Below are 21,450 nucleotides of genomic sequence, written 5' to 3' on the forward strand. Positions count from 1 at the left end.
TGATCGTCGTGAGGCCCGCCGGGTGCGCGGGCCCGATGCGGGTCGCGCCTACTGTAACCCGCGACGCCGACGTGACCGCTCAGGCGTGCAGGTCGGCGTTGAGCGTGATGCCCGATCCCGTGCGCGAGAGCGCCTCGACGGCGCCCGAGATCGAGTTGCGACGGAACAGCAGGTTCGGCACGCCCGACAGCTCGCGTGCCTTGACGGCGCGCGATTCTCCGTCGCCGACGAGCACGACCTTGGTGCCCGCTGTGACGTAGAGGCCGGCTTCGACGACCGAGTCGTCGCCGATCGAGATGCCGACGCCCGCGTTCGCGCCGAGGAGCGCACGCTCGCCGATGACGACCTTCTCGGTTCCACCGCCGGAGAGGGTGCCCATGATCGACGCGCCACCGCCGATGTCGCTGCCGTCGCCGACGACGACGCCCTGCGAGATACGTCCCTCGACCATCGAGGTGCCGAGAGTGCCGGCGTTGAAGTTCACGAAGCCCTCGTGCATGACGGTCGTGCCCGGCGCGAGGTGCGCTCCGAGTCGCACGCGCGAGGCATCCGCGATACGGACGCGCTCGGCGGGCACGACGAAGTCGAGGAGGCGCGGGAACTTGTCGATTCCCGTCGCGTGGATGCCCGAGCGCTGGAGCGCGGGGCGCAGTCGCGCGAAGTCGTCGGGGTGCACGGCGCCCGCGTTCGTCCACACGACGTTCGGGAGGTGCCCGAAGATGCCGTCGAGGTTGATCGAGTTGGGCTCGACGAGCAGGTGCGAGAGCAGGTGCAGGCGGAGGTACGCGTCGCTCGTGCCGGCGGGGGCGGCGTCGAGATCGATCTCGACGGTGACGACCTCGACCGTGACGGCACGGCGCTCGTCGGGGCCGGCTCCGTCATCGAGGGAGGATGCCGCGAGCCACGGCTCAGCGGGAGCGCTGCCGAGTGCGGGGGAGGGGAACCACGTGTCGAGCACGGTTCCGCCGGCGGAGACGGTGGCCAGTCCGGAGCCCCACGCGGGGCGGCTGAGAGAGGTCGAAGGCATGCGTCCAGAGTATCGGGAGCGGGCGACGTGGCCGGCCTCCGCGTCATCCGTAGACTGGGCGGATGACCGAGCCGACCGCGCCCGCCCTCGATCTCTCCCTCGACTCCGTGGCGTTGACCGCCGCGGTGTGCGACTTCCCCTCGGTCTCCGGCGACGAGGCCGCTCTCGCCGATGCGATCGTCGCCGCCCTCGACGGGCTCGACCACCTCGAGATCATCCGCGACGGCGACACGGTCGTCGCCCGCACGAATCTCGGTCGTGAGCGCCGTGTCGTGATCGCCGGTCACATCGATACCGTCCCGATCAACGCGAACCTCCCGACGCGGTACGAGACCGAGGACGGCGTCCGTTACCTGTGGGGCCGCGGAACCGTCGATATGAAGGGCGGCCTCGCCGTCCAGCTGAAGCTCGCCGCCGAACTCACCGACCCCGTCGTCGACATCACCTGGATGTGGTACGACCACGAGGAGGTCTCCGCCGACCTCAACGGCCTCGGCCGCCTCGCCGCGAATCGCCCCGACCTCTTCGCGGGCGACTTCGCGATCCTCGGCGAGCCCTCGAACGGTCAGGTCGAGGGCGGCTGCAACGGCAACGTGCGCGTCGAGCTCCGCGCCTACGGCACTCGCGCGCACTCCGCACGGGCGTGGGTCGGCGACAACGCGATCCACAAGGTCGCGCCGATCCTCGAGCGCCTCGCCGCGTACGAGCCGCAGACCGTCGAGGTCGAGGGACTCGACTACCGCGAGAGTCTCTCCGCCGTCGGCATCTCGGGAGGGATCGCCGGCAACGTCATCCCCGACGAGGCCATGGTGCACGTGAACTACCGCTTCGCCCCGTCCAAGTCGGTCGCCGATGCTCTCGACCACCTGAACGAGCTCTTCCCCGAGTACGAGTGCACGGTCGTCGACCGCGCCGAGGGCGCACGCCCCGGCCTCGACGACCCGCTCGCGCAGCAGTTCGTCGCCGCGGTCGGCGCCGAACCGCGACCGAAGTACGGCTGGACGGACGTCGCCCGCTTCAGCGCCCTCGGCATCCCCGCCGTGAACTTCGGACCGGGCGACCCGCTCAAGGCCCACGCCGACGACGAGCGCGTCGACGTGCGCCAGATCACGCACTGCGAGGCGTCCCTCCGCGCCTGGCTCACCGGCGCGGCCTGACGTCCATGACGGTGACGACCCCCGGGCGGGCCTCCCGCCTGCCGTGGTACCGCGCTCCGTTACCCGCGCGCGCCGTCGCGCGCATCCGCCTCGTGCCGTGGTGGCTCCGTGTACTCGTGGTCTACGTGCTCGCCCGTGCCGTCACGACGGTCTTCCTGCTCGTGCTCGCGGCCGAACAGCCGACCAACGCGTGGACGGCGGCGAGCCCGAGCTACGCCGAGTTCGCGAACATCTGGGATGCCCGCTGGTACGGCTTCATCGCCTTCTCGGGCTACCCGTCCGAACTCCCGCTGGATGACACGGGGCACGTCGCCGAGAACGCCTGGGCGTTCATGCCCGTCTACCCCTTCCTCGTGCGCGCGGTCATGCTCGTCACGTGGTTGCCGTGGGATGTCGCGTCGGTCGTCGTCTCGGTCATCGCCGGCCTCGGTGCGGCCCTCGTCTTCTACCGACTCATGTCGCGCGTGCTCGACGCCGACCGGGCGCTGTTCGCGACGGTGCTGTTCTCCGTCGCCCCCGTCGCGCCGATCTTCCAGGTCGGATACGCCGAGTCGCTGTTCCTGTTCTTCCTGCTCCTCGCGCTCCTGCTTCTCGTCGACCGGCGCTACGGCTGGCTCTTCCCCGTCATCGCGGTCATGTCGTTCACGCGGCCGGGAGCCCTGCCGCTCGCCCTCGCCCTCGGCCTCCACGTCATCTACCGGTGGTTCACGAGTGAACGTGATCCGTTCCCCGTCCGGGAGCGCATCGCCGCGGCATCCGTCACGCTCTTCGCCGGACTCGCGGGAGTCGCGTGGCTCGGGATCGCCGCGATCGCGACCGGATCGCTCACGGCCTACACCGATACGGAGCTCGCCTGGCGAGCTCCCTACATCGGCCGCGTCGAGCTCATCCCGTTCACCGCCTGGTTCCAGTCGGCGGACTGGTGGCTCGGCCAACCGCTCGGCACGATCGTCGTGATCGCGCTCATCGTGCTCTTCGGCCTCGCGCTGCTGTCGCCCGCCGTGCGACGGCTCGGCATCGACCTGAGGCTCTGGTTGCTGAGTTACGCGCTCTACCTCCTCGCCGTCTTCTTCCCGCAGTCGAGCGTCTTCCGCCTCCTGCTGCCGATGTCGCCGATGCTCGGTGCCCTCGCCGTGCCGCGTGCGCTGCTCTACCGGGTGGCGGCGGTCGCCGGCTGCATCGTGCTGCAATGGGGATGGCTGCTGCTGTGCTGGCGCATCGACGGAGCCGACTGGACGCCGCCGTGATCGTCGTTCCGCGACCGATTGCGACCGTCGGATTAGCCCACTGGCGCCGACGTGCAGGATAATAGGGGTGTAAGCCACGAAAGGGGAGCTCAATGGCGGCCATGAAACCACGGACCGGAGACGGGCCAATGGAGGCTGTGAAAGAAGGTCGACTCATCATCGTGCGGGTTCCGCTCGAAGGTGGAGGTCGGCTGGTCGTCTCGGTGAACGACGCTGAGGCCAAGGAGCTCTACGACGTCCTCGGCGGCGTCGTCAATCCTGCATAGATCTGTCGTTCGATGAGGGGTCGCGGTTCGCCGCGGCCCCTTCGTCGTACCCGGCGCCGTGCGGCCGGGTCAGATGCCGCGCTTGACGATCTGAAGCAGGCCGTCGCCGACGGGCGAGATCGCGGTGACGACCGCGTGCGACGCGGCGAGCTCGGAGAAGAGCGAGCGGAAGTCGGCCGCGACGGGCTCGCGGCGCGCGGGGTCGGCGACCCGTCCGCGCCAGAGGGCGTGGGCGACGAGCACGATGCCGTCGGGCTTCGCGAGACGCAGACCGTGCTCGACGTACTCGATGGCCGACTGCGGATCGGCGTCGATGAAGACGATGTCGTACGACGACTCGTTCATGCGCGGCAGCACATCGCCGGCGCGGCCGGCGATGAGACGCACACGGGCCGAGGCGATGCCTGCGTCGTGGAAGTTCGACCGGGCCTGCTGCTGGTACTCGGACTCGGTGTCGATCGACGTCAGCTGCGCGTCGCGCGACCCGGAGAGGAGCCAGAGACCGGAGACGCCGACGCCCGTGCCGACCTCGATGATGGATGACGCGCGGCTCGCGCGCGCCAGGACGCCGAGCTGCGCACCCGTCGCCGGGGAGACCGGTTCGATACCGAGTTCGATCGACTGGGTCCGTGCACGGATGATGGGTTCGGACTCGACGACGGACTCGTCGACGAACTTCCAGTTGAGGTCATGTTCTGACACGATGCGGCTCCCGGTTGGCTTCCGCCTCAGCCTAGAGCTCGCTGGGCGCGGGGGAGCGTCGCCTCGCCGCAGACTATCCTGAAGGAGTGTTCGGTCTGACCTTCGAGAAGCTTCTCATCATCGGGGTCATCGCTGTCTTCTTGCTCGGACCCGACCGTCTGCCGCACTACGCCGCTCAGCTCGGCCGGCTCGTGCGCTCGCTCCGCGACATGGCGAACGGCGCCAAGGACCGCATGCGCGAAGAGATGGGCCCCGAGTTCGACGACGTCGACTGGCAGAAGCTCGATCCGCGTCAGTACGACCCGCGTCGCATCATCCGTGAAGCGCTCGCCGACGATCCGTTCGTGGACGCCCCCGTGAAGCCGGTGGTCGGTCGGGCCGCCGTCGGCCCGATCGCCCGTCTCAGTGCCGACGAGCGCGCGCCCTTCGACTCCGAAGCGACCTGATCGGGCGAGCCCCGCGATTCAGCGGCGGCGGATCGCCTTGAGGCTCCGCAGCAGCGTGATCATGACGGGAACGAGCGGGGGGAACTCGCTTGCCGTGCGCGGCAGACCGATGAGTCCGGTCGTCGCCGACACGGTGACGGGGTCGACGAAGCGCCGGAGGCCTTCGATTCCGTTCCGGCGGCCGAGGCCCGATTGCTTGACGCCGCCCATCGGGGCGTCGACGCTTGAGAACGTGCCGCGGTATCCCTCGTTGATGTTGACGCTTCCCGCCTCGAGGGAGTCGGCGACGCGGAGTCCGCGACTCGTCGACCCCGTGAGCACGGCGGCGTTCAGCCCGAACTCGCTGTCGTTCGCGGCCATGATCGCCTCGGTCTCGTTGCCGACGACGGTGAGGGAGACGATCGCGCCGAAGGTCTCCTCGGCGTAGCAGAGCATGTCGGGGGTGACACCCGTGAGAACCGTCGGCTCGAAGAAGAACGGTCCGAGGTCGGGGCGGTGGCGACCGCCGACGAGGACCGTGGCACCCTTCGCGACGGCGTCGTCGAGGTGCGCCTGCACGCGAGCGAGCTGCGCGGGGCCCGCGAGCGAGCCGAAGTCGTTGGAGTAGTCGAGGTCGGGGCCGAGCGTCGAGCCCTCGAGGCGTTCCACGAGGGCTGCGGCGAACTCGCCCGCGACCGCCTGGTCGACGTAGATGCGCTCGATCGAGACGCAGAGCTGTCCGAGCGACGAGAAACACGCGTACGCGGCATCCGTCGCCGCCTTCTCGGTGTCGACGTCGTCGAGGACGAGGAGCGGGTTCTTGCCGCCGAGCTCGAGCGAGACGCCGACGAGCCGGGAGGCGGCCTTCACGGCCACGGTGCGGCCGGTCGCGGTCGAGCCCGTGAAGCAGATGTAGTCGGCGCGGTCGGTCACTGCGCCGCCGATCTCGGCGCCGTCGCCGGCGACGACGGCCCAGAGGTCGGCGGGAACGCCGGCCTCGATGAAGGCTTCACGCAGCGCGAGCACGCTCAACGCCCCCTGGTCGTCGGCCTTCTGCACGACGGCGCAGCCCGCGGCGAGCGCGGCGACGACGTCCATCGCGGCGAGGGAGAGCGGATAGTTCCAGGGCGTGATGACGCCGATGACACCCTTCGGTCGGTAGCGCACGCGGGTCGTGACGACGGTCGGCACGCCTCCGCGACGACGGTGACCGGACAGCGCAGACGCCGCGGCGAGGGCGTTGTAGCGCGTGACCGCTGCAGCCTGATAGATCTCCTCGAACGCCTGGCCGCGCGTCTTACCGGTCTCGAACTGCAGGATGTCGAGCAGTTCCTCCCGCCGATCGAGGAGGAGGTCGTGAGCGCGCAGCAGCACCGCGCGGCGGTGGGCGAAGCCCGATCGGGCCCACCCGATCTGCGCGAGACGTGCGCGAGAGAAGGCCTCGGCGACATCGGCATCGGTGCTCTGCGGCAGCTCGTGCAGCGTCGCGCCCGTGAGGGGCGTGATGACCCTGCGCGTGTCGCCGCCGCGCGCGACGATGCTCGCATCGAGGGCCGCGAACCGCGCCGCGTCGGCGTCGTCGGGCCGGGTGGAGATGGCGGGCCGTGCGGAGACGGTGGGGCTGTCGACCGTGCCGGTCGCGCTTCGGGAGACCATCGCGCCAGTCTAGGTCAGTTGACCCACTTCTCTTCGAGATTCTCGTGTGAGGCGGCTCGCGCTCGATACACTTCGGCTCATGACCGCGACGATGCGTTCCCTCAGCCGCGGCACCGTGGCGCGCTACGCGACCGGCTCGATCGGCACGGGCGGCTTCGCGACGCTCCCCGGCCTCGTGCTCGTCTTCTACCTGACCGACACACTCGGCGTCGGGGCCCTCGCGGCGGGCGCCGTGATCACCGCGGCGAAGGTGTGGGACGTCCTCATCGATCCGGTCATCGGTCGCGCGAGCGACCGCGCACTCGCCGCTCGCGGGTCGCGGCGCGGACTCATGGTGATCGGGGCGCTCGCGCTCCCGGTCTTCTTCGTCGCGACCTTCGCCGTCCCGGCCGGGCTCCCGCCCGCGGCATCCGCTCTGTGGGTGTTCGTCGCCTTCCTCGCGACGGCGACGGCCTTCAGCCTGTTCCAGGTTCCGTACATCGCGCTTCCCGCCGAGATCGGTCGCGGCTACGACGACCGCACGAGGCTCCTCACCTGGCGCGTCGTCGTGCTGAGCGTCGCGATCCTCGCGTTCGGCGCGGGCGGGCCGATGCTCCGCGACCTCGGCGGCGACGAGTACGGCGGCTACCTCACGATGGGTCTCGTCGCGGGCGTCGTCATCGCGGCGGGCCTGCTCGTCGCGTCGACGACGGCACCGCGGGGCGTCGTCGTCCCTCCCGACGCCGACACGCCGAGGGTGCGCGACGCCTATCGAGCGGGAATCGCCGCGCTGCGTCGCAGTCAGTCGTTCCGGGCGCTGCTCGGCGCATTCCTGCTGCAGGGGCTCGCGACCGGTCTCATGCTCGCGGGCGCGAACTACGTCGCCGTGTGGGTGCTGAAGGATGACGCCGCACTGACGTTCCTGTTCGTCGCACTCATCGGACCCGCGATCCTCGGAGCACCCGTCTGGGGAGTGATCGCCCGCCGGATCGGCAAGGAGCGGGCGTTCGTCATCGCGAGCGCCCTGTTCGCCGTCGCGTGCCTCCTCCTCGTCGGTCTGCTGTGGAGCCCGGGCGGCTGGGTGTACGCACCCGTCGCTCTCGCGGGCGTGGCCTACGCGGGCATGCAGTCGCTGCCGATGGCGATGCTGCCCGACGTCATCGCCGTCGACGCCGCCGAGAACGGCGACGGCCAGGCGGGCATCTTCGGCGGGGTGTGGACGGCGGGGGAGACGACGGGCATGGCGCTCGGCGCGACGCTCCTGACCATCGTGCTCGCCGTCACCGGTTACACCGCGTCCGTGGCCGGAGAGGTGAGTGTGCAGTCGAGCGAGGCCGTGACGGGCATCGCACTGGCCTTCAGCCTCATCCCCGCGCTCCTCGTCGTCACGAGCATCGCCGTCATGAACCGCTACCGGTTGCGTCGCGCCGACATCGAGGGAGCGGACGCCGCCCCCGTCGGCGTGGGCGGGGCGGATGACGCATGAGCACGCACCCCGACGAAAGGACGTCCTCCGTGTTCGACACCTCTCCCGAGACCGTGCTCGAGCGGCTCGCGGCGCTGCGCGAGGGCGACGCGCCCACTCACGGCGGACACGTGCTCTCGTACGTGTACGACTCCGGCCTCGCCCAGATCGACGAGCTCGCGGCATCCGCTGCCCGGATCGTGCAGCCGCTCAACGCACTCGACCCCACGACGTTCCCCTCGGTCGCCGTCCTCGAGGGCGAAGTCGTGGGATTCGCGCGACGTGCACTGCACGGCGGCGAGGATGTCGTCGGATCGGTGACCTCGGGAGGCACCGAGAGCTGCCTCCTCGCCGTCGCGACCGCACGTGCGGCCTGGCGGGCACGCGGCGGCACCGGGCGGGCGCGCATCGTCGCGCCGTCGACCGTGCACGCGGCGTTCCACAAGGCGGCGCACTACCTCGACCTCGATCTCGACCTCGTCCCCGTCGATGCCGAGGGCCGTGCGATCGGCCTCGTCGACCGGCTCGGGCCCGACGTCGCCCTCGTCGTCGTGAGCGCCCCGTCCTACCCGTTCGCCACCCTCGACGACGTCGAGACAGTCGCGGCCGCCGCGCTCGCCGCGGGTGTCGACGTGCACGTCGACGCGTGCATCGGCGGCTTCGCGCTCGCGTTCTGGCCGGGCGAGCAGCCGCTCTGGGACTTCCGGGTGCCCGGGGTCACGAGCCTCTCGGCCGACCTGCACAAGTACGGCTATGCGCCCAAGGGCGTCTCGGTGCTGCTGCAGCGCGGCCGCGACCGGCAGCGATTGCAGTACTTCGCGACGAGTCGGTGGCCCGGCTACCCCGTCGTCAACGCCACGCTCCTCGGCTCGAAACCGGCGGGACCGCTCGCCGCGGCGTGGGCCATCATCGCGGCACTCGGTGTTCCGGGATTCGAACGCCTCACCGCTCAGACCCAGCGGGCGACGGCGGCGCTGCAGTCGACCGTCGAGCACATCGACGGACTCCGGCTCGTGGGCGATCCCGTCGGGCCCCTCTTCGCCGTGTGCGCCGATGAGGGCGTGCCGGCCGAGAGCCGGGTCGATCCTCACCTCTGGGCCGATGAGGTCCGCGCGCGCGGGTTCCTCCTGCAACTGCAGCCGGGTCTCGTGCAGAGCGACGGCCCCCGTCTGCCGCACACGACGCACCTCACGATCACGCCCGTGACGGAAGCGGTGCTCTCCGACATTCAGGCCGCGCTCGTGGCTGCCGCCGACGCCGTGCGCGGCGTCCCCGCCGTCTCGGGGGCGGACGTGCTCGCGTCGGTCGGAGAGCTCGGCGCCGCATCGGTCGAGACCGGCCCCTCGGCCGAATCCGACCTCGCGGCGGCGACCCTGACACAGGTCGGGCTGCTCGGCGACGCGGCGGCGGTGCCCGACCGGCTGGCCCCCGTGCTCGCCCTCGTCGAGGAACTCCCGGCGCCGGTCGTCGAGCGACTGCTCGTCGAGCTCATCGCGCGCGTCGTCGAACCCCGCTGAGTGCTGCTGAACCCCGCTGAGCCCGGCTGTCTGGGTCGCTCCGTCAGAACCCGCACACCTCGGCGACGAACGCGTACACATCGGACTTGAGCGCGTCGTCGGCGGCGAGGTCGAGCGGCCCGGCACGCTCGCCGGTCCGGACCTCGACAGGCAGGATCGTACCGATCTTGTCCTCGGCCACGGCGTGCGGATCGCACCGCGTGGGCCGCACCGCGAGGGAGAGCACGCTCGGCTCGTCGCCCGGGCGGATGACGCGGTCGACGGGCCACGACGCGCCGTCGCCCGTGACCGCAGACAGCAGCGTCGTCCCGAGCACACGATCGATCACGAGAGGGGTCTCGCCCGCGGCTTCGGGTGCGATGGCGATGTCGAGCCATCCCGATGCGCCCGCACCGTCATCCGATCGCCGCACCGAACTCGGAAGCGTCAGGGTCGCGACGGCGCCGACCGCCTCGGCGAGGCAGTCCTCGTCGTTGATGCGCGCGAGCGTGTCCTGGTCGTCGGTCGGCACGAGCGAGATCTCGGTGCCGTCAGTGAGCGTCACGATGACGCTCTCGGCGCCCGCTGTACCGCTGCATCGCGGGGCCGGTAGATCGACGCGCAGGTCGACGACGGCGCCCGGCTTCAGAAGAGTGCCTCGCTCGGTGAACGCTGGCGCCTCGAAGAGCTCCGAGTCGAACCGCACCGAACGGATGTCGAGCGGGTTCTCACCCGTGTTCTCGAGGCCGACCTCGAGCACGCGGGGCAGATAGTCGAGGCGGTACTGGAAGATGCGCGCCTCGAGACCCTCGCCCGAGGAGGACGGAGCGGACTCGGTCGGGGCCGAGCAACCCGCGAGGGCGAGCAACGCCGCCACGGCGGCGAGCGCGACCCCGGCGCGGTTCATCGCACCGACATCCCGAGAGGTTTGCCCGCGAGTCCGCGCGGACGGGAGGCCAGGTGGGCCGCCACCGCATCGATCGCCCGAGCGGCGGGATCGTCGGGGGTCGACTCCACGATCGGAGCGCCCGCATCGCCGCCCGCGCGCAACGCGATCGAGAGGGGCACCTGGGCGAGGAGGGGCACGTCGTCGCCCGACTCCGACAGACGCCGCGCGACCTCGGCGCCGCCGCCCGAGCCGAAGAGGTCGAGCACGCTGCCATCGGGCTGCGCGAGACCCGCCATGTTCTCGATCACGCCGATGACGCGCTGACCGGTCTGACGGGCGACGACGCCCGAGCGCTCGGCGACGTCGGCGGCGGCCGGCTGCGGGGTGGTGACGACGATGACCTCGGCCGTCGGCAGCAGCTGACCGACCGAGATCGCCACGTCGCCCGTTCCCGGCGGGAGGTCGAGCACGAGCACGTCGAGGTCGCCGAAGAAGACATCGCCGAGGAACTGCTGCAGAGTGCGGTGCAGCATCGGACCGCGCCACGCGACGGCCGCGCGCGGGTCGTCGAGGAACATGCCGATCGAGATGACCTTCACGCCGTGCGCGACCGGGGGCAGGATCATCTCGCCGACGCGCGTCGGCTTCGCGGCGTGCCCGTCGGCGTCGACGAGACCGAGCAGACCGGGGATCGAGAAGCCATGCACGTCGGCGTCGACGAGGCCGACGGCGAGACCGCGGGCGGCGAGGGCGACCGCGAGGTTCGCGGTGAGTGTCGACTTGCCGACGCCGCCCTTGCCGCTCGTGATGGCGTAGACGCGCGTGAGCGAGTCGGCGCCGAAGGGGATGCCGCGCGGGCCGCGACCGCCGCGGAGACGTTCGGTCAGGGCGTCGCGTTCGGCGGGCGTCATGACCGAGATCGCGACGACCGCGTTGCCGTCGCCGACGACGCTCTCCGCGGCGACGCGCGCATCTCGCTCGATACGGTCGGCGGCGGGGCAGCCGACGATCGTGAGCTTCACCCCGACCTCGACGCCCGTCGCGGTCTCGACGACGTGGGCGACCATGTCGAGCTCGGTGATGGGCTTCCGGATCTCGGGATCGATGACGCCCGCGAGAGCGCGTCGGACCCTGTCCTCGAGGTCCGTCACGGTGCGCGCGTCTCCTCGTTCTCGACGGCGTCGCGCCGGTCGAGCTCCTCGAGCAGCGAACGCAGTTCGGAACGGATGAAGTCCTTGGTCGCCGCATCCTTCATCGCGAGGCGGAGCGCGACGACCTCGCGCGCGAGGTACTCGGTGTCGGCGAGGTTGCGCTCGGCGCGCTGCCGGTCCTGCTCGATCTGAACGCGGTCGCGGTCGTCCTGACGGTTCTGCGCGAGGAGGATCATGGGCGCCGCGTACGAGGCCTGCAACGAGAGCACGAGGGTGAGCGCGATGAAGCCCAGTTCGATCGAGTCGAACTGCCAGCCGGCGGGTGCGAACGTGTTCCAGCCGATCCAGAGGATGACGAAGAGCGAGAGACCGAGCAGGAACCACGGCGTGCCCATGCCGCGCGCGATCGACTCGGTGAATCGGCCGAAGCGGTCGCTCGACGTGCGATTGCGGACCGAGCTCGACCCGAGGCCCTTGGGCACGTCGAGGCGTGCGTCGTTCTTAGCGCGAGGCATCCGTCGCCCTCCGCCCGGTCTGGATCGGGATGCTGCGGGTCTCGAGCTGGGCGCGCGCGGCTGCGCGCTGGGCCACCTCGTTGTCGTCCTCCGGATGACTACGCCAGTCGTCGGGCAGCAGGTAGTCGAGCACGTCGTCGATCGTGACGACGCCGACGAGGCGGTGGTGGTCGTCGACGACGGGAACGGAGACGAGGTCGTAGCTCGCAAGGATGCGGCTCACCTCGGCCGCCGAGGTCTCGGCGCGAACGGGCTCGAGGCCCTGGTCGAGCAGGGTTCCGAGCCGCTCGTGCGGCGGGTAGCGGAGCATCCGCTGGAAGTGCACGACACCGAGGAAGCGCCCCGTCGGCGGTTCGTACGGCGGAAGCGTGACCATGACGGCCGCGCCGAGTGCGGGCGGCAGGTCGTGTCGGCGGATGAGCGCGAGGCCCTCGGCGACCGTCGCGTCGGCGGAGACGATGATGGGCTCGGGCGTCATGAGACCACCCGCCGTGTCGGGCGCGTAGGCGAGCAGGAAGCGGACGTCCTCCGCCTCTTCGGGCTCCATGAGGTCGAGGAGGTGTTCACCGCGCTCCTCGGGCATCTGCGCGATGAGGTCGGCGGCGTCGTCGGGCTGCATGTGGTCGAGCACGTCGGCCGCGCGGTCGTCGGCGAGACCCGAGAGGATCTCGACCTGGTCGGACTCGGGCATCTCTTCGAGCACGTCGGCGAGACGGTCGTCGGGAAGCTCCTCGGCGACCTCCTGGCGGCGCTGCGCGGGCAGGTCGAGGAGGGTCGTCGCGAGGTCGGCGGGCTTCAGCTCCGAATACGTCGCGATGAGACGCTCGGCCGACTGGGCCTCGCCCGAGACGGTCTTCTCGCGCACCTCTTTCCAGGTGACGAACGCCGTCGTGCCCTTCGCGAACGGCGAGGCTCCCGACTTCGGCTTCCGCACGAAGAGCTGGGAGACCTCCCACTCGCCCTGGGCGGACTCCTCGATCGCGACGTCCTCGACGGTGGCGTCGCCCGAGCCGTCGGCGAACGCGACCTTGCGGCCGAGCATCTCGGCGATGACGCGCACCTCGCCGCCGCGCTGCTCGAAGCGTCGCACGTTGATGAGGCCCGTCGTGATGATCTGGCCGGCCGAGATCGACGTCACGCGGTTGATCGACACGAACACCCGGCGTTTTCCGGGGATCTCGACGATCAGACCGACGACGTGCGGGGGATCGGAGCGTCTATAGACCACGAGCACATCTCGCACTCGACCGACGCGGTCGCCCGCGGGGTCGAAGACCGTGCACCCCGCGAGGCGGGCGACGAAGACTCTGGTGGCACTCACCTCTCAAATCTAGCCCTCGACCGGCCGATCTCCGCCTTCGTGGGAGAATGGTCAGGTGAGTAATCCCCAGCCGTTCCGTTCGAGGGCGGGTGCCGCGAGCGACGGCGTGCCCCAGGGCGACACCGTCGCCGAGTACTCCACCTACCCCGAGGCGCAGGCTGCGGTCGACCGGCTCGCGAAGGCCGACTTCCCCGTCAAGCAGGTGTCGATCGTCGGGAGCGACCTGAAGAGCGTCGAGCGTGTGACCGGGGCGATGTCGTACGGTCGCGCGGCGGGCGGCGGAGCGCTCACGGGCGCCTGGTTCGGTATGTTCCTCGGGCTCGTGCTCTTCATCTTCTCGCCGAGCGGCGCCTCATGGCCCGTGCTCGGAGCGGCCGTGCTCGTCGGAGCCGGCTTCGGCATGCTCTTCGGCATCGTCTCGTACTCGATCCGTCGCCGCCGTCGCGACTTCACCTCGGTCATGCAGGTCGTCGCCGGCAGCTACTCGCTCGTCGTCGAGACCGAGCTCGGCAACCGCGCGCGGAACATCCTGAACCGACCGGATGCCGCCGAGACACCGGCCTCGGAGGCCTGAGGCGCTCTCCCACGGCGTGTGGCGCGACCTTTCAGGTAGCGCGATTATCGTCATCCCATGACCGACCAGACGACCCTCGAGCGCGAGATCGCGCAAGAGATCGTGCGCGCCGAATCGCCCGAGCGGCCCGTGCGTCGCTTCCTCCGCCGGATGCGCGCGCGCATCGACCGGTCGCCCGGGCTGCGCGCCGTCTACCGCGTCGGCGTCGCCGTGCTCGGATCGATCGTCGCGATCGTCGGCCTCATCCTCGTTCCGCTGCCCGGGCCGGGGTGGCTCATCGTCTTCCTCGGACTCGCGATCCTCGGCACCGAGTTCTCCTGGGCCCGGCGACTCGCGCTCTTCGTGAAGCGCCAGCTGGCCCGTTTCTGGGCATGGTGGCGCGCGCGTCGAGCCGCGCGCGCCTGAGCCTCACGCCGACGTCAGAGGGCTGACCGCACCCACGCCTCGACCTCGTCGGCCGTGCGGGGGAACGCGGCCGAGAGGTTCTCGACGCCGTCGGCCGTCACGAGCACGTCGTCCTCGATGCGCACGCCGATGCCGCGGAACTCCGCGGGCACCGAGAGGTCGTCGGGCTGGAAGTAGAGTCCGGGTTCGATCGTGAAGACCATGCCGGGTTCCAGCACGCCGTCGAGGTAGAAGTCGCGACGCGCCTGCGCGCAGTCGTGCACGTCGATGCCGAGGTGGTGGCTCGTGCCGTGCACCATGTAGCGGCGGTGGAACTGGTTCTCGGGTCGCAGCGACTCCTCGGCCGAGACGGGCAGGAAGCCCCACTCCGCGGTCTTCGCCGCGATCACGGTCATCGCGGCGGCGTGCACCTCGCGGAAGATCGCACCCGGTCGGGCCACGGCGAACGCGGCGTCGGCTGCTTCGCGGACGGCTTCGTACACGGCGCGCTGCACGGGGGAGAACGTGCCGTTCACCGGGAACGTGCGGGTGATGTCGGCCGTGTAGTAGCTGTCGAGCTCGACGCCGGCATCGAGCAGCACGAGGTCTCCGGGCACGACGGGGCCGTCGTTGCGGGTCCAGTGCAGGATGGTCGCGTGCGGGCCGGCCGCGGCGATCGAGCCGTAGCCGACGTCGTTGCCGTCGAGGCGCGCACGCGTGAAGAAGACGCCCTCGATGAGGCGCTCGCCGCGCTCCTCGGCGATGATGCGGGGGAGCTCGGAGAGCACGTCGCCGAAGCCGCGTCGCGTGGCCTCGATCGCCGCGCGCATCTCGGCGATCTCGAACTCGTCCTTCACGAGACGCAGCTCGGAGAGGTCGCGCGCGAGAGCGGCATCCGGTTCGTGGTCGGAGCCGAACTCGACGCTGAACGCACCGTCGCTCGCGTTCGTCGAGAGCGCGCGCTCGGCGGCGAAACGGATGCGGGCGTGGTCGACCTTCTCGGTGATCGCGGGGTCGGCCTCGCGCACGACGAGCGTCTCGGTGTCGACCGCCGCGATGACGTCGCCGAACTCCGACAGGTCACGCGCGGCGAGACCGAGCTCGGACGCGACCTGCTCGAGCGAGGGGCGTGCGCCGATCCAGAACTCGCCGATCGCGGGGTTCGCGTAGAACTCCTCCGAGTCGCGCCCAGCGCGCTCGCGGAAGTAGACGGTGGCGTCGTGCCCGTCGGCGGTCGGCTCGAGCACGAGCACGGCGCCCGGCTCGGAGTCGGACTCCCAGCCGGTGAGGTGGGCGAAGGCCGAGTGCGCGCGGAAGGCGTAGTCGGTGTCGTTCGAGCGCTGCTTCACATCACCCGCGGGAACGATGAGGCGGGTGCCGCGGTGCAGGGCGGAGAGGCGTGCGCGGCGCTCGGCCGCGTACGGCGCCTGGGCGCGGAGCGGCGGGAGCACGTCGGTGCGTTCGGCCCAGCCCGTTCCGATGAACTCCTTGAATCCCTCGGACCCGGGGGTCGTCGAACGGTTGGCGTTGCGGCCGGCCTCGTCGTGGGAGGCGGTGGTCTCGGTGTCGGTCGTGTCGGACATCCCCCCATTCTTCCACCGCTCTCGTCGAACGGAAGGGGGCGGACTCAGCCCGCGCGTTCGAGCGTCGCGACGACCGGACGGTGGTCGCTGCCCGAGTCGTCGTACTCGTCGAGGACGTCGAACGACGTGACCGTCCAGTTCGGGGTGGCCAGGACGTGGTCGATCGGGCTGCCGAGAAGAGCGGGCAGATCGGTCGGCCAGGTTCCGAGCCCCGCCGAGCCCGCGGCCACGGCGGCGTCGGCGCAGTTGCCGAGGTCGGCGGCGCCGCGCCCCGCGAAGTGGTCGACCGTGGCGTTGAAGTCGCCGGCCATGATGACGTCGTCGCCCGCGCACTGCTCGGCGAGCCAGTCGAGGTCGCTGCGCCAGTTGCGCATCTCCCACCGGATGGGCGCGACGGCGTGCACCGCGACGATCGTCGGTCCCTCGCCGTTCACGGGCGCGGCGACGACCGTCGGCAGCGTGTTCGTGTTGCCGGGCGGCCCGGAGCCCTCGGCCGAGACGACCTCGTAGTCGCCGAGGTCGGGGCTGATGAGGAGCGTCGTCGAGCGTGCCTTCGCGATCTGGTCGAAGGCGATCGTCTTCACCCACATGGGCCGACCGCCCTCACGCATCGCGATCGCGACCTCCTCGCCGAGGGGCTCGGTCGTCTCGGGGAGCGACACGATGTCCGCCCCGCGCTCGAGGGCGAGTTCGGCGATCGTCGACGCCTCGGGCACTTCGCCGAGCGTGTTCCACGAGAGCACCGTGATCGATTCCGACGTCTCGTCGGCCGGGGCCGCCTCACCGCCGAATCCGCGCGCCGAGAGGATCGCGACGTTCGCGCCCGCGTAGACGAGAAGGATGACGACGAGCCCGATCGTGAACCCGCGGAGGGGTTTCGCGAACGAGAGGAGGCCGAAGACGACGGCGGCGATGAGCGCGCAGACGACGGCGGCGCCGCGGAGTGCGACGACGTGGGAGATGACCCACTCGTTCTGGAGGCCGAAGGCCTGCGGCCACGTGAAGACGACGGCCAGAGCGGCGACGACGAGCACCACGAGGGCGCTGAGCAGGCGGGCAAGCATCCTCCAGAGCGTACGAGACGATTCTGAGGAGGTGCCGGTAGCCGCCCCCATGAACGCCTCGCCTTACGATGGAGGGATGCTGAATGCCGAGCGGTTCCGTGGTGGGGCCGATCTGCACACCCACTCGACGGTCTCCGACGGCACGGAGTCGCCCGCGGAGCTCATCGCGTCGGCCGCTGCCGCCGGCCTCAGCGCCCTCGCCCTCACCGACCACGACTCGACGGCCGGCTGGGAGGAAGCGGGTGCGGCGGCGATCGAGCACGGAATCGTGCTCATCCCCGGCATGGAGCTCTCGACCCGCGTCTCGTTCGCGAGCGTGCACATGCTCGGCTACCTCATCGACCCGTTCGACGAGGGGCTCCTCGCCGAGACGGCGCGCATCCGCGAGGCGCGACTGACGAGGGCCGAGGAGATCGTGCGTCGTATCTCGGCCGACTACGACCTGTCCTGGGACGACGTGCTCGCCCAGACGGCGGAGGGCGCGACGATCGGACGACCGCACATCGCCGATGCGCTCGTCGCGCGCGGTCTCGCCGACACGCGCTCGGCGGCCTTCGCCGGAATCCTGCACTGGCGTCGCGGCTACGCGAGCCCCCACTACGCACCCGACCCGCTCACGGGTATCCGCACGATCCGAGCCGCGGGCGGCGTGCCCGTGCTCGCACACCCCGGCACGCGCGGCGCCGAGGACGTCATCCCCGAGTCGCGACTGAAAGCCCTCGTCGACGCCGGGCTCTTCGGCATCGAGATCGACCACCCCGAGAACCGCGAGGAATCGAAGGGGCCGCTCCGCGCGCTCGCCGCGAAGTACGGCCTCGCGATCACCGGTTCGAGCGACTACCACGGCGACGGCAAGCCCAATCGCCTCGGCGAGTACACGACGTCGCCCGAGGTCGTCGCCGAGATCATCGCCCAGGGCACCGGTTCGGCGCCCATCGGCTGAGTGCCTGCCCCCATTTCTCCTATTCGCAATTCAGGTAGTCACCCGGCGTGTTGCCCCGTTGAATGGCCGGAGCCGGGTGCGACACGTCTGTCGACCTGAATTGCAAACAGGCAGCGAGGCTCATGCGTCGTATCGAGCGCCCTGGGGGTTCGAGGGAAGCAGCATGAAGACGAAGACGATGACGCCTCCGAGCGACGGGATGAGGTTCAGCAGGTAGAGCCATCCCGAGTAGCCGCCGTCGTGGAAGCGGCGCACCGAGAGCGCGATGGCGGGGAGGATGTTGCCGAGCCAGAAGACGCCCATGACGACGAGCGCGATGATCGACAGCGGGCCGGGCTCACCGTTCTGGCCGCCGAGCAGGGCCAGGATTCCGAGCACCGAGTACACGATCGCCTGGAAGAGGGCGATCCACCAGTACTCCGACCGACTCGCGCGACCGCTGAAGACCGCGTACTTCGCGTAGAAGCGGGAGATGGCCTGGCCGAAGGATGCGCCGGGCAGGGGAAGGGACAGGGCGGGCGTACCGCTGGATGCGAGAGTCACCCGCCGACCCTAGCGGAATCGTGCACCGGGCGCATCGAGAACGCCCCTCCTCGCGGGCGAGGAGGGGCGTCGTCGAAACGCGGTGACTACGCGGTGGGCGCGGGCGATCCGCCGCCCGACCGCGATCCGCGGCGGCGGCGACGTCGCTGAGGTGCCGCGTTGCCGTCGTGGTGCTCGTGTCCGCCGCCGTCGTGCGTCCCCGTTCCGTGTTCGCGCGTCTCGCTCGACTCGCTCGCCTCGGCGGTCGCGGGGGCTCCGGCAGGAGCCTCGCCGCCCTCACCGCCGCGCGTGCGGCGACGGTTGCGTGAGCGCGGCGGGCGGCTCGAGGCGTCCTGGACCTTCTCGCCCGTCTGGCCGGCAGTGCTCGCACGCGGGGGAGCGGCGGCGACGGCCGACGGCTTCAGGCGGCCCTTGGTTCCGGCGGGGATGTTGAGGTCGGAGAAGAGGTGCGGGCTCGACGAGTAGGTCTCGGTCGGCTCGGGCTGGCCGAACTCGAGCGCCCGGTTGATGAGCGCCCACTTGTGCAGGTCGTCCCAGTCCACGAAGGTTACCGCGATGCCCGTCTTTCCGGCACGCCCGGTGCGACCCGCGCGGTGGAGGTACGTCTTGTCTTCGTCGGGGATGGTGTGGTTGATGACGTGGGTGACGTCGTCGACGTCGATGCCGCGCGCGGCGACGTCGGTGGCGATCAAGACGTCCTTCTTGCCCGCCTTGAACGCGGCCATGGCGCGTTCGCGCTGATCCTGGTTCAGGTCGCCGTGCACGGCGGCAGCGTTGAAGCCGCGGTCGTTCAGCTCTTCGACGAGCTTCGCGGCGGCGCGCTTCGTACGCGTGAAGATGATCGTCTTGCCGCGGCCCTCGGCCTGGAGGATGCGGGCGATGACCTCATCTTTGTCGAGCGAGTGCGCGCGGTAGATGAGGTGCTTGATGTTCGCCTGCGTGAGGCCCTCGTCGGGGTCGGTCGCACGGATGTGGATCGGACGGCTCATGAAGCGTCGCGCGAGCGCGACGATCGGGCCGGGCATGGTCGCCGAGAAGAGCATGGTGTGGCGGCCGGCGGGGGTCTGCGAGAAGAGCTTCTCGATGTCGGCGAGGAAGCCGAGGTCGAGCATCTTGTCGGCCTCGTCGAGAACCATCTCGCGGACGTTGCCGAGGTTCAGGAGTCGCTGCGACGCGAGGTCGAGAAGACGGCCCGGGGTGCCGACGACGATCTGCGCGCCGGCCTTGATCTGCTCGATCTGCCCCTCGTACGCCTTGCCGCCGTAGATCGACACGATCGTCGTCGACCGGTTCGAGGTCGCGAGGACGAGGTCTTCGCTCACCTGCACGGCGAGCTCACGCGTCGGGACGACGACGAGCGCCTGCACGCCGGGTTCGGGGTTCAGGCCGAGCCGCTGGATGAGCGGGAGGCCGAAGCCGAAGGTCTTGCCGGTGCCGGTCTTGGCCTGGCCGATGATGTCCTGGCCGGTGAGGGCCAGGGGGATCGTCTGCTCCTGGATGGGGAAGGGCGATTCGATGCCCTTCGAGGCGAGAGCCTCGACCATGTCGGGTTCGATATTGAGATCGGAGAAAGTGGTCACTGATGAATGCCTGTCGACGTATGCGAGTGCGCCTCGTTGACTGTCCTCAGGCGCAGGCCGGGGGTCCAACGCCTCCGGCTCACGCCAGCCTACCCGGTGAGACTGCGCGAGAGCCGCGAGACACTAGGCTGTCACCGTGGTTTCGTGGTTCGCTCGTCGTCGCCCCGAGGCGGACTCCCGACGCGCCGAGGGTGCATCGGTGCGCCCGCGTGGCGCGTCGGCGCCGTCGACCCGCATCGATTTCACCGAACTGACGCCCGATCTCGTGCCGTTCCTCGGCCAGGCCGCGTACATCCAGCTCGAGATGTTCGAGAACCTGTCACGAGCGGTAGCACTCGCCCCCGACCTCGGCGCCAAGGAGCGTCTGAGCGCGTCGGCGGGCGTCGCCCTCCGTAAGCACCACGCGCTCATCGAGCAGCTGCGGCGGCTCGGCGCCGAACCCGCCGAGGTAATGGCTCCGTTCGCTCCCGCCCTCGACGCCTTCCGGCGCGCAACCGCAGGCTCCGACTGGTGGGAGCTGCTGCTGAGCAGCTACATCACCGCCGGAATGCTCGACGACTACTTCACCGCACTCGCGAGCGGCCTCTCGCCGGACGCACGGTCGCGCGTCGTGCACATCCTCGCGGAGGATGGCGGCGCAGCCGCACTCGTCCGCGAACTGGCGACCGGCATCGCCGAGATTCCGGGTCTCGCCGACCGACTCGCCCTGTGGGGCCGTCGTCTCGTCGGCGACACACTGCTCGTCGCGCGGTCGGCGCTGCGCTCGGGGTCGAGCGCTGCGGCGGATGCCCGTATCGAGCCCGTGTTCACGGAGCTGATCGCCGCGCACACCCGCCGCATGGACGGCCTCGGCCTCACGGCCTGACGCGCCTGCGTGGCGCCGCCGAGGTCAGGCGCGGGCGGGCACGCCGTTCTTGACGGCCGACGCGAGGAAGGCGTCGTCCGCCGCCGTGCGGCGCACTCCGACGTACCAGGCGATCGCTGCGGCGACGAGTCCGCCGATGACGAGTGACGCCACCCAGATCCATCCGCCGTCCCACGCCCAGCCGAGCCACGTGAGCCCCACCCAGACGACGGATGCCGCGAGGGCGCCGACGGCGGGAATGACGAGCACCCCGTGTGTCGAACGACGCGGAACCGTGTAGCGGGCCGCGATGCCGAGCAGTGCGCCGCCGAGCGCGACGAAGAGGAGCTCCATGCTCAGGCGACGAAGCCGATGCGGCGGGACTCTTCGGTGCCGATCTCGACGTAGGCGAGAGTCGCCGCGGGTACGAGGTAGACGGCACCCTTGGCGTCCTTGAGCTTCAGGACGGGGCTCGAGCCGGACACGACGTCGGCGACGGCCGACTCGATCTCGGCGGCGGTCTGAGCGCTCTCGAAGCCGATCTCTCGGGGGGAGTTCTGGATGCCGATACGAATGTCCACGATGCGCCTTTCCTCTGCTGCCTGATGGGGCCGCGAACGACCACTCGCCCAGACTATG

The 21,450-nt window shown here is 70.6% G+C and carries 23 protein-coding genes; 10 read left to right on the forward strand and 13 right to left on the reverse strand.

Annotated features, from left to right (window positions below):
• Positions 1-79 precede the first annotated feature (79 nt).
• Positions 80-1,027: a 2,3,4,5-tetrahydropyridine-2,6-dicarboxylate N-succinyltransferase gene (gene dapD, locus BJ972_RS00445; protein WP_129177223.1), complete on the reverse strand. Its 948-nt coding sequence runs from the start codon at positions 1,025-1,027 to the stop codon at positions 80-82.
• 62 nt (positions 1,028-1,089) lie between these two features.
• On the opposite strand from dapD, the gene dapE reads away from it, so the two are divergent.
• The 3 genes from dapE to BJ972_RS00460 all read left to right on the forward strand — a co-directional run bounded on the left by dapE (position 1,090) and on the right by BJ972_RS00460 (position 3,697).
• Positions 1,090-2,184, forward strand: a complete 1,095-nt coding sequence (dapE, locus tag BJ972_RS00450) for a succinyl-diaminopimelate desuccinylase (protein ID WP_129177221.1) — start codon at positions 1,090-1,092, stop codon at positions 2,182-2,184.
• Positions 2,185-2,189: 5 nt separating this feature from the next.
• A complete protein-coding gene (locus tag BJ972_RS00455; protein ID WP_241830910.1) occupies positions 2,190-3,431 on the forward strand; it encodes a hypothetical protein in 1,242 nt (413 codons plus the stop codon).
• Positions 3,432-3,523: 92 nt separating this feature from the next.
• A complete protein-coding gene (locus BJ972_RS00460) occupies positions 3,524-3,697 on the forward strand; it encodes a DUF3117 domain-containing protein (protein WP_067875042.1) in 174 nt (57 codons plus the stop codon).
• A gap of 69 nt (positions 3,698-3,766) precedes the next feature.
• Here the strand turns inward: BJ972_RS00460 and BJ972_RS00465 are convergent, their stop codons facing one another.
• Positions 3,767-4,399, reverse strand: a complete 633-nt coding sequence (locus tag BJ972_RS00465) for an O-methyltransferase (protein WP_129177219.1) — start codon at positions 4,397-4,399, stop codon at positions 3,767-3,769.
• Positions 4,400-4,485: 86 nt separating this feature from the next.
• On the opposite strand from BJ972_RS00465, the gene BJ972_RS00470 reads away from it, so the two are divergent.
• Positions 4,486-4,845: a sec-independent translocase gene (locus BJ972_RS00470; RefSeq protein WP_129177218.1), complete on the forward strand. Its 360-nt coding sequence runs from the start codon at positions 4,486-4,488 to the stop codon at positions 4,843-4,845.
• Between the two features lie 18 nt (positions 4,846-4,863).
• Here BJ972_RS00470 and BJ972_RS00475 read toward each other — a convergent pair whose 3' ends face one another.
• Positions 4,864-6,480: a succinic semialdehyde dehydrogenase gene (locus BJ972_RS00475; RefSeq protein WP_129177216.1), complete on the reverse strand. Its 1,617-nt coding sequence runs from the start codon at positions 6,478-6,480 to the stop codon at positions 4,864-4,866.
• 79 nt (positions 6,481-6,559) lie between these two features.
• Between BJ972_RS00475 and BJ972_RS00480 the strand changes: the two genes are divergently transcribed.
• Positions 6,560-7,945 (forward strand): MFS transporter, encoded by a 1,386-nt coding sequence (locus tag BJ972_RS00480; RefSeq protein ID WP_129177214.1) that lies wholly within the window; start codon positions 6,560-6,562, stop codon positions 7,943-7,945.
• 29 nt (positions 7,946-7,974) lie between these two features.
• Positions 7,975-9,441: a pyridoxal phosphate-dependent decarboxylase family protein gene (locus BJ972_RS00485; RefSeq protein WP_241830909.1), complete on the forward strand. Its 1,467-nt coding sequence runs from the start codon at positions 7,975-7,977 to the stop codon at positions 9,439-9,441.
• 43 nt (positions 9,442-9,484) lie between these two features.
• On the opposite strand, the gene BJ972_RS00490 is transcribed toward BJ972_RS00485, so the two are convergent.
• Genes BJ972_RS00490 through BJ972_RS00505 form a run of 4 tightly spaced genes read right to left on the reverse strand, consistent with a single transcriptional unit; the run spans position 9,485 to position 13,296 of the window.
• A complete protein-coding gene (locus BJ972_RS00490; protein ID WP_129177210.1) occupies positions 9,485-10,327 on the reverse strand; it encodes a hypothetical protein in 843 nt (280 codons plus the stop codon).
• The gene (locus BJ972_RS00495; RefSeq protein WP_129177208.1) at positions 10,324-11,460 is read right to left on the reverse strand and encodes an Mrp/NBP35 family ATP-binding protein; all 1,137 of its coding nucleotides are present in this window, start codon (positions 11,458-11,460) and stop codon (positions 10,324-10,326) included. Before BJ972_RS00495 ends, BJ972_RS00490 begins: the two co-directional genes overlap by 4 nt.
• A complete protein-coding gene (locus BJ972_RS17025) occupies positions 11,457-11,975 on the reverse strand; it encodes a DUF1003 domain-containing protein (protein ID WP_129177206.1) in 519 nt (172 codons plus the stop codon). Before BJ972_RS17025 ends, BJ972_RS00495 begins: the two co-directional genes overlap by 4 nt.
• Positions 11,962-13,296 (reverse strand): magnesium transporter MgtE N-terminal domain-containing protein, encoded by a 1,335-nt coding sequence (locus BJ972_RS00505; protein ID WP_129177204.1) that lies wholly within the window; start codon positions 13,294-13,296, stop codon positions 11,962-11,964. Before BJ972_RS00505 ends, BJ972_RS17025 begins: the two co-directional genes overlap by 14 nt.
• A 55-nt stretch (positions 13,297-13,351) precedes the next feature.
• Here BJ972_RS00505 and BJ972_RS00510 point away from each other — a divergent pair, with 55 nt between their 5' ends.
• Both BJ972_RS00510 and BJ972_RS00515 read left to right on the forward strand, forming a co-directional pair.
• On the forward strand, positions 13,352-13,870 hold the full coding sequence (locus BJ972_RS00510) for a general stress protein (RefSeq protein WP_218850975.1): 519 nt from the start codon (positions 13,352-13,354) through the stop codon (positions 13,868-13,870).
• A 57-nt stretch (positions 13,871-13,927) separates the two neighbouring features.
• Positions 13,928-14,275 carry a TIGR02611 family protein gene (locus BJ972_RS00515; protein ID WP_129177202.1) on the forward strand — a complete coding sequence of 116 codons (348 nt, stop codon included), beginning with the start codon at positions 13,928-13,930 and terminating at the stop codon, positions 14,273-14,275.
• 14 nt (positions 14,276-14,289) lie between these two features.
• On the opposite strand, the gene BJ972_RS00520 is transcribed toward BJ972_RS00515, so the two are convergent.
• Entirely contained in the window at positions 14,290-15,837 is a 1,548-nt protein-coding gene (locus BJ972_RS00520; RefSeq protein WP_129177200.1) for an aminopeptidase P family protein, read from the reverse strand.
• 44 nt (positions 15,838-15,881) lie between these two features.
• Positions 15,882-16,901, reverse strand: coding sequence for an endonuclease/exonuclease/phosphatase family protein (locus tag BJ972_RS00525; RefSeq protein WP_129177198.1), 1,020 nt, complete (start codon positions 16,899-16,901; stop codon positions 15,882-15,884).
• Between the two features lie 76 nt (positions 16,902-16,977).
• On the opposite strand from BJ972_RS00525, the gene BJ972_RS00530 reads away from it, so the two are divergent.
• Positions 16,978-17,844 carry a PHP domain-containing protein gene (locus BJ972_RS00530; RefSeq protein WP_129177196.1) on the forward strand — a complete coding sequence of 289 codons (867 nt, stop codon included), beginning with the start codon at positions 16,978-16,980 and terminating at the stop codon, positions 17,842-17,844.
• Positions 17,845-17,964: 120 nt separating this feature from the next.
• On the opposite strand, the gene BJ972_RS00535 is transcribed toward BJ972_RS00530, so the two are convergent.
• Together BJ972_RS00535 and BJ972_RS00540 are read right to left on the reverse strand one after the other, a co-directional pair.
• On the reverse strand, positions 17,965-18,387 hold the full coding sequence (locus tag BJ972_RS00535; protein ID WP_129177194.1) for a DUF805 domain-containing protein: 423 nt from the start codon (positions 18,385-18,387) through the stop codon (positions 17,965-17,967).
• Between the two features lie 86 nt (positions 18,388-18,473).
• Positions 18,474-19,967, reverse strand: a complete 1,494-nt coding sequence (locus tag BJ972_RS00540) for a DEAD/DEAH box helicase (RefSeq protein WP_179419902.1) — start codon at positions 19,965-19,967, stop codon at positions 18,474-18,476.
• Between the two features lie 136 nt (positions 19,968-20,103).
• Between BJ972_RS00540 and BJ972_RS00545 the strand changes: the two genes are divergently transcribed.
• On the forward strand, positions 20,104-20,832 hold the full coding sequence (locus BJ972_RS00545; protein ID WP_241830908.1) for a ferritin-like fold-containing protein: 729 nt from the start codon (positions 20,104-20,106) through the stop codon (positions 20,830-20,832).
• Between the two features lie 24 nt (positions 20,833-20,856).
• Here the strand turns inward: BJ972_RS00545 and BJ972_RS00550 are convergent, their stop codons facing one another.
• Together BJ972_RS00550 and BJ972_RS00555 are read right to left on the reverse strand one after the other, a co-directional pair.
• Positions 20,857-21,165 carry a hypothetical protein gene (locus BJ972_RS00550; protein WP_129177192.1) on the reverse strand — a complete coding sequence of 103 codons (309 nt, stop codon included), beginning with the start codon at positions 21,163-21,165 and terminating at the stop codon, positions 20,857-20,859.
• Between the two features lie 2 nt (positions 21,166-21,167).
• A complete protein-coding gene (locus BJ972_RS00555) occupies positions 21,168-21,392 on the reverse strand; it encodes a DUF3107 domain-containing protein (protein WP_129177191.1) in 225 nt (74 codons plus the stop codon).
• Positions 21,393-21,450 lie beyond the last annotated feature (58 nt).

The organism is Agromyces atrinae (assembly GCF_013407835.1).
GTDB lineage: Bacteria > Actinomycetota > Actinomycetes > Actinomycetales > Microbacteriaceae > Agromyces > Agromyces atrinae.

Bases quoted from the DNA above. Each gene is read 5' to 3' on its own strand.
- BJ972_RS00520 (WP_129177200.1), bottom strand. From the start codon at position 15,837: ATGTCCGACACGACCGACACCGAGACCACCGCCTCCCACGACGAGGCC.
- BJ972_RS00515 (WP_129177202.1), top strand. From the start codon at position 13,928: ATGACCGACCAGACGACCCTCGAGCGCGAGATCGCGCAAGAGATCGTG.
- BJ972_RS00460 (WP_067875042.1), top strand. From the start codon at position 3,524: ATGGCGGCCATGAAACCACGGACCGGAGACGGGCCAATGGAGGCTGTG.
- BJ972_RS00490 (WP_129177210.1), bottom strand. From the start codon at position 10,327: ATGAACCGCGCCGGGGTCGCGCTCGCCGCCGTGGCGGCGTTGCTCGCC.
- BJ972_RS00455 (WP_241830910.1), top strand. From the start codon at position 2,190: ATGACGGTGACGACCCCCGGGCGGGCCTCCCGCCTGCCGTGGTACCGC.
- dapE (WP_129177221.1), top strand. From the start codon at position 1,090: ATGACCGAGCCGACCGCGCCCGCCCTCGATCTCTCCCTCGACTCCGTG.
- BJ972_RS17025 (WP_129177206.1), bottom strand. From the start codon at position 11,975: ATGCCTCGCGCTAAGAACGACGCACGCCTCGACGTGCCCAAGGGCCTC.
- BJ972_RS00530 (WP_129177196.1), top strand. From the start codon at position 16,978: ATGCTGAATGCCGAGCGGTTCCGTGGTGGGGCCGATCTGCACACCCAC.
- BJ972_RS00475 (WP_129177216.1), bottom strand. From the start codon at position 6,480: ATGGTCTCCCGAAGCGCGACCGGCACGGTCGACAGCCCCACCGTCTCC.
- BJ972_RS00480 (WP_129177214.1), top strand. From the start codon at position 6,560: ATGACCGCGACGATGCGTTCCCTCAGCCGCGGCACCGTGGCGCGCTAC.
- BJ972_RS00550 (WP_129177192.1), bottom strand. From the start codon at position 21,165: ATGGAGCTCCTCTTCGTCGCGCTCGGCGGCGCACTGCTCGGCATCGCG.
- BJ972_RS00525 (WP_129177198.1), bottom strand. From the start codon at position 16,901: ATGCTTGCCCGCCTGCTCAGCGCCCTCGTGGTGCTCGTCGTCGCCGCT.
- dapD (WP_129177223.1), bottom strand. From the start codon at position 1,027: ATGCCTTCGACCTCTCTCAGCCGCCCCGCGTGGGGCTCCGGACTGGCC.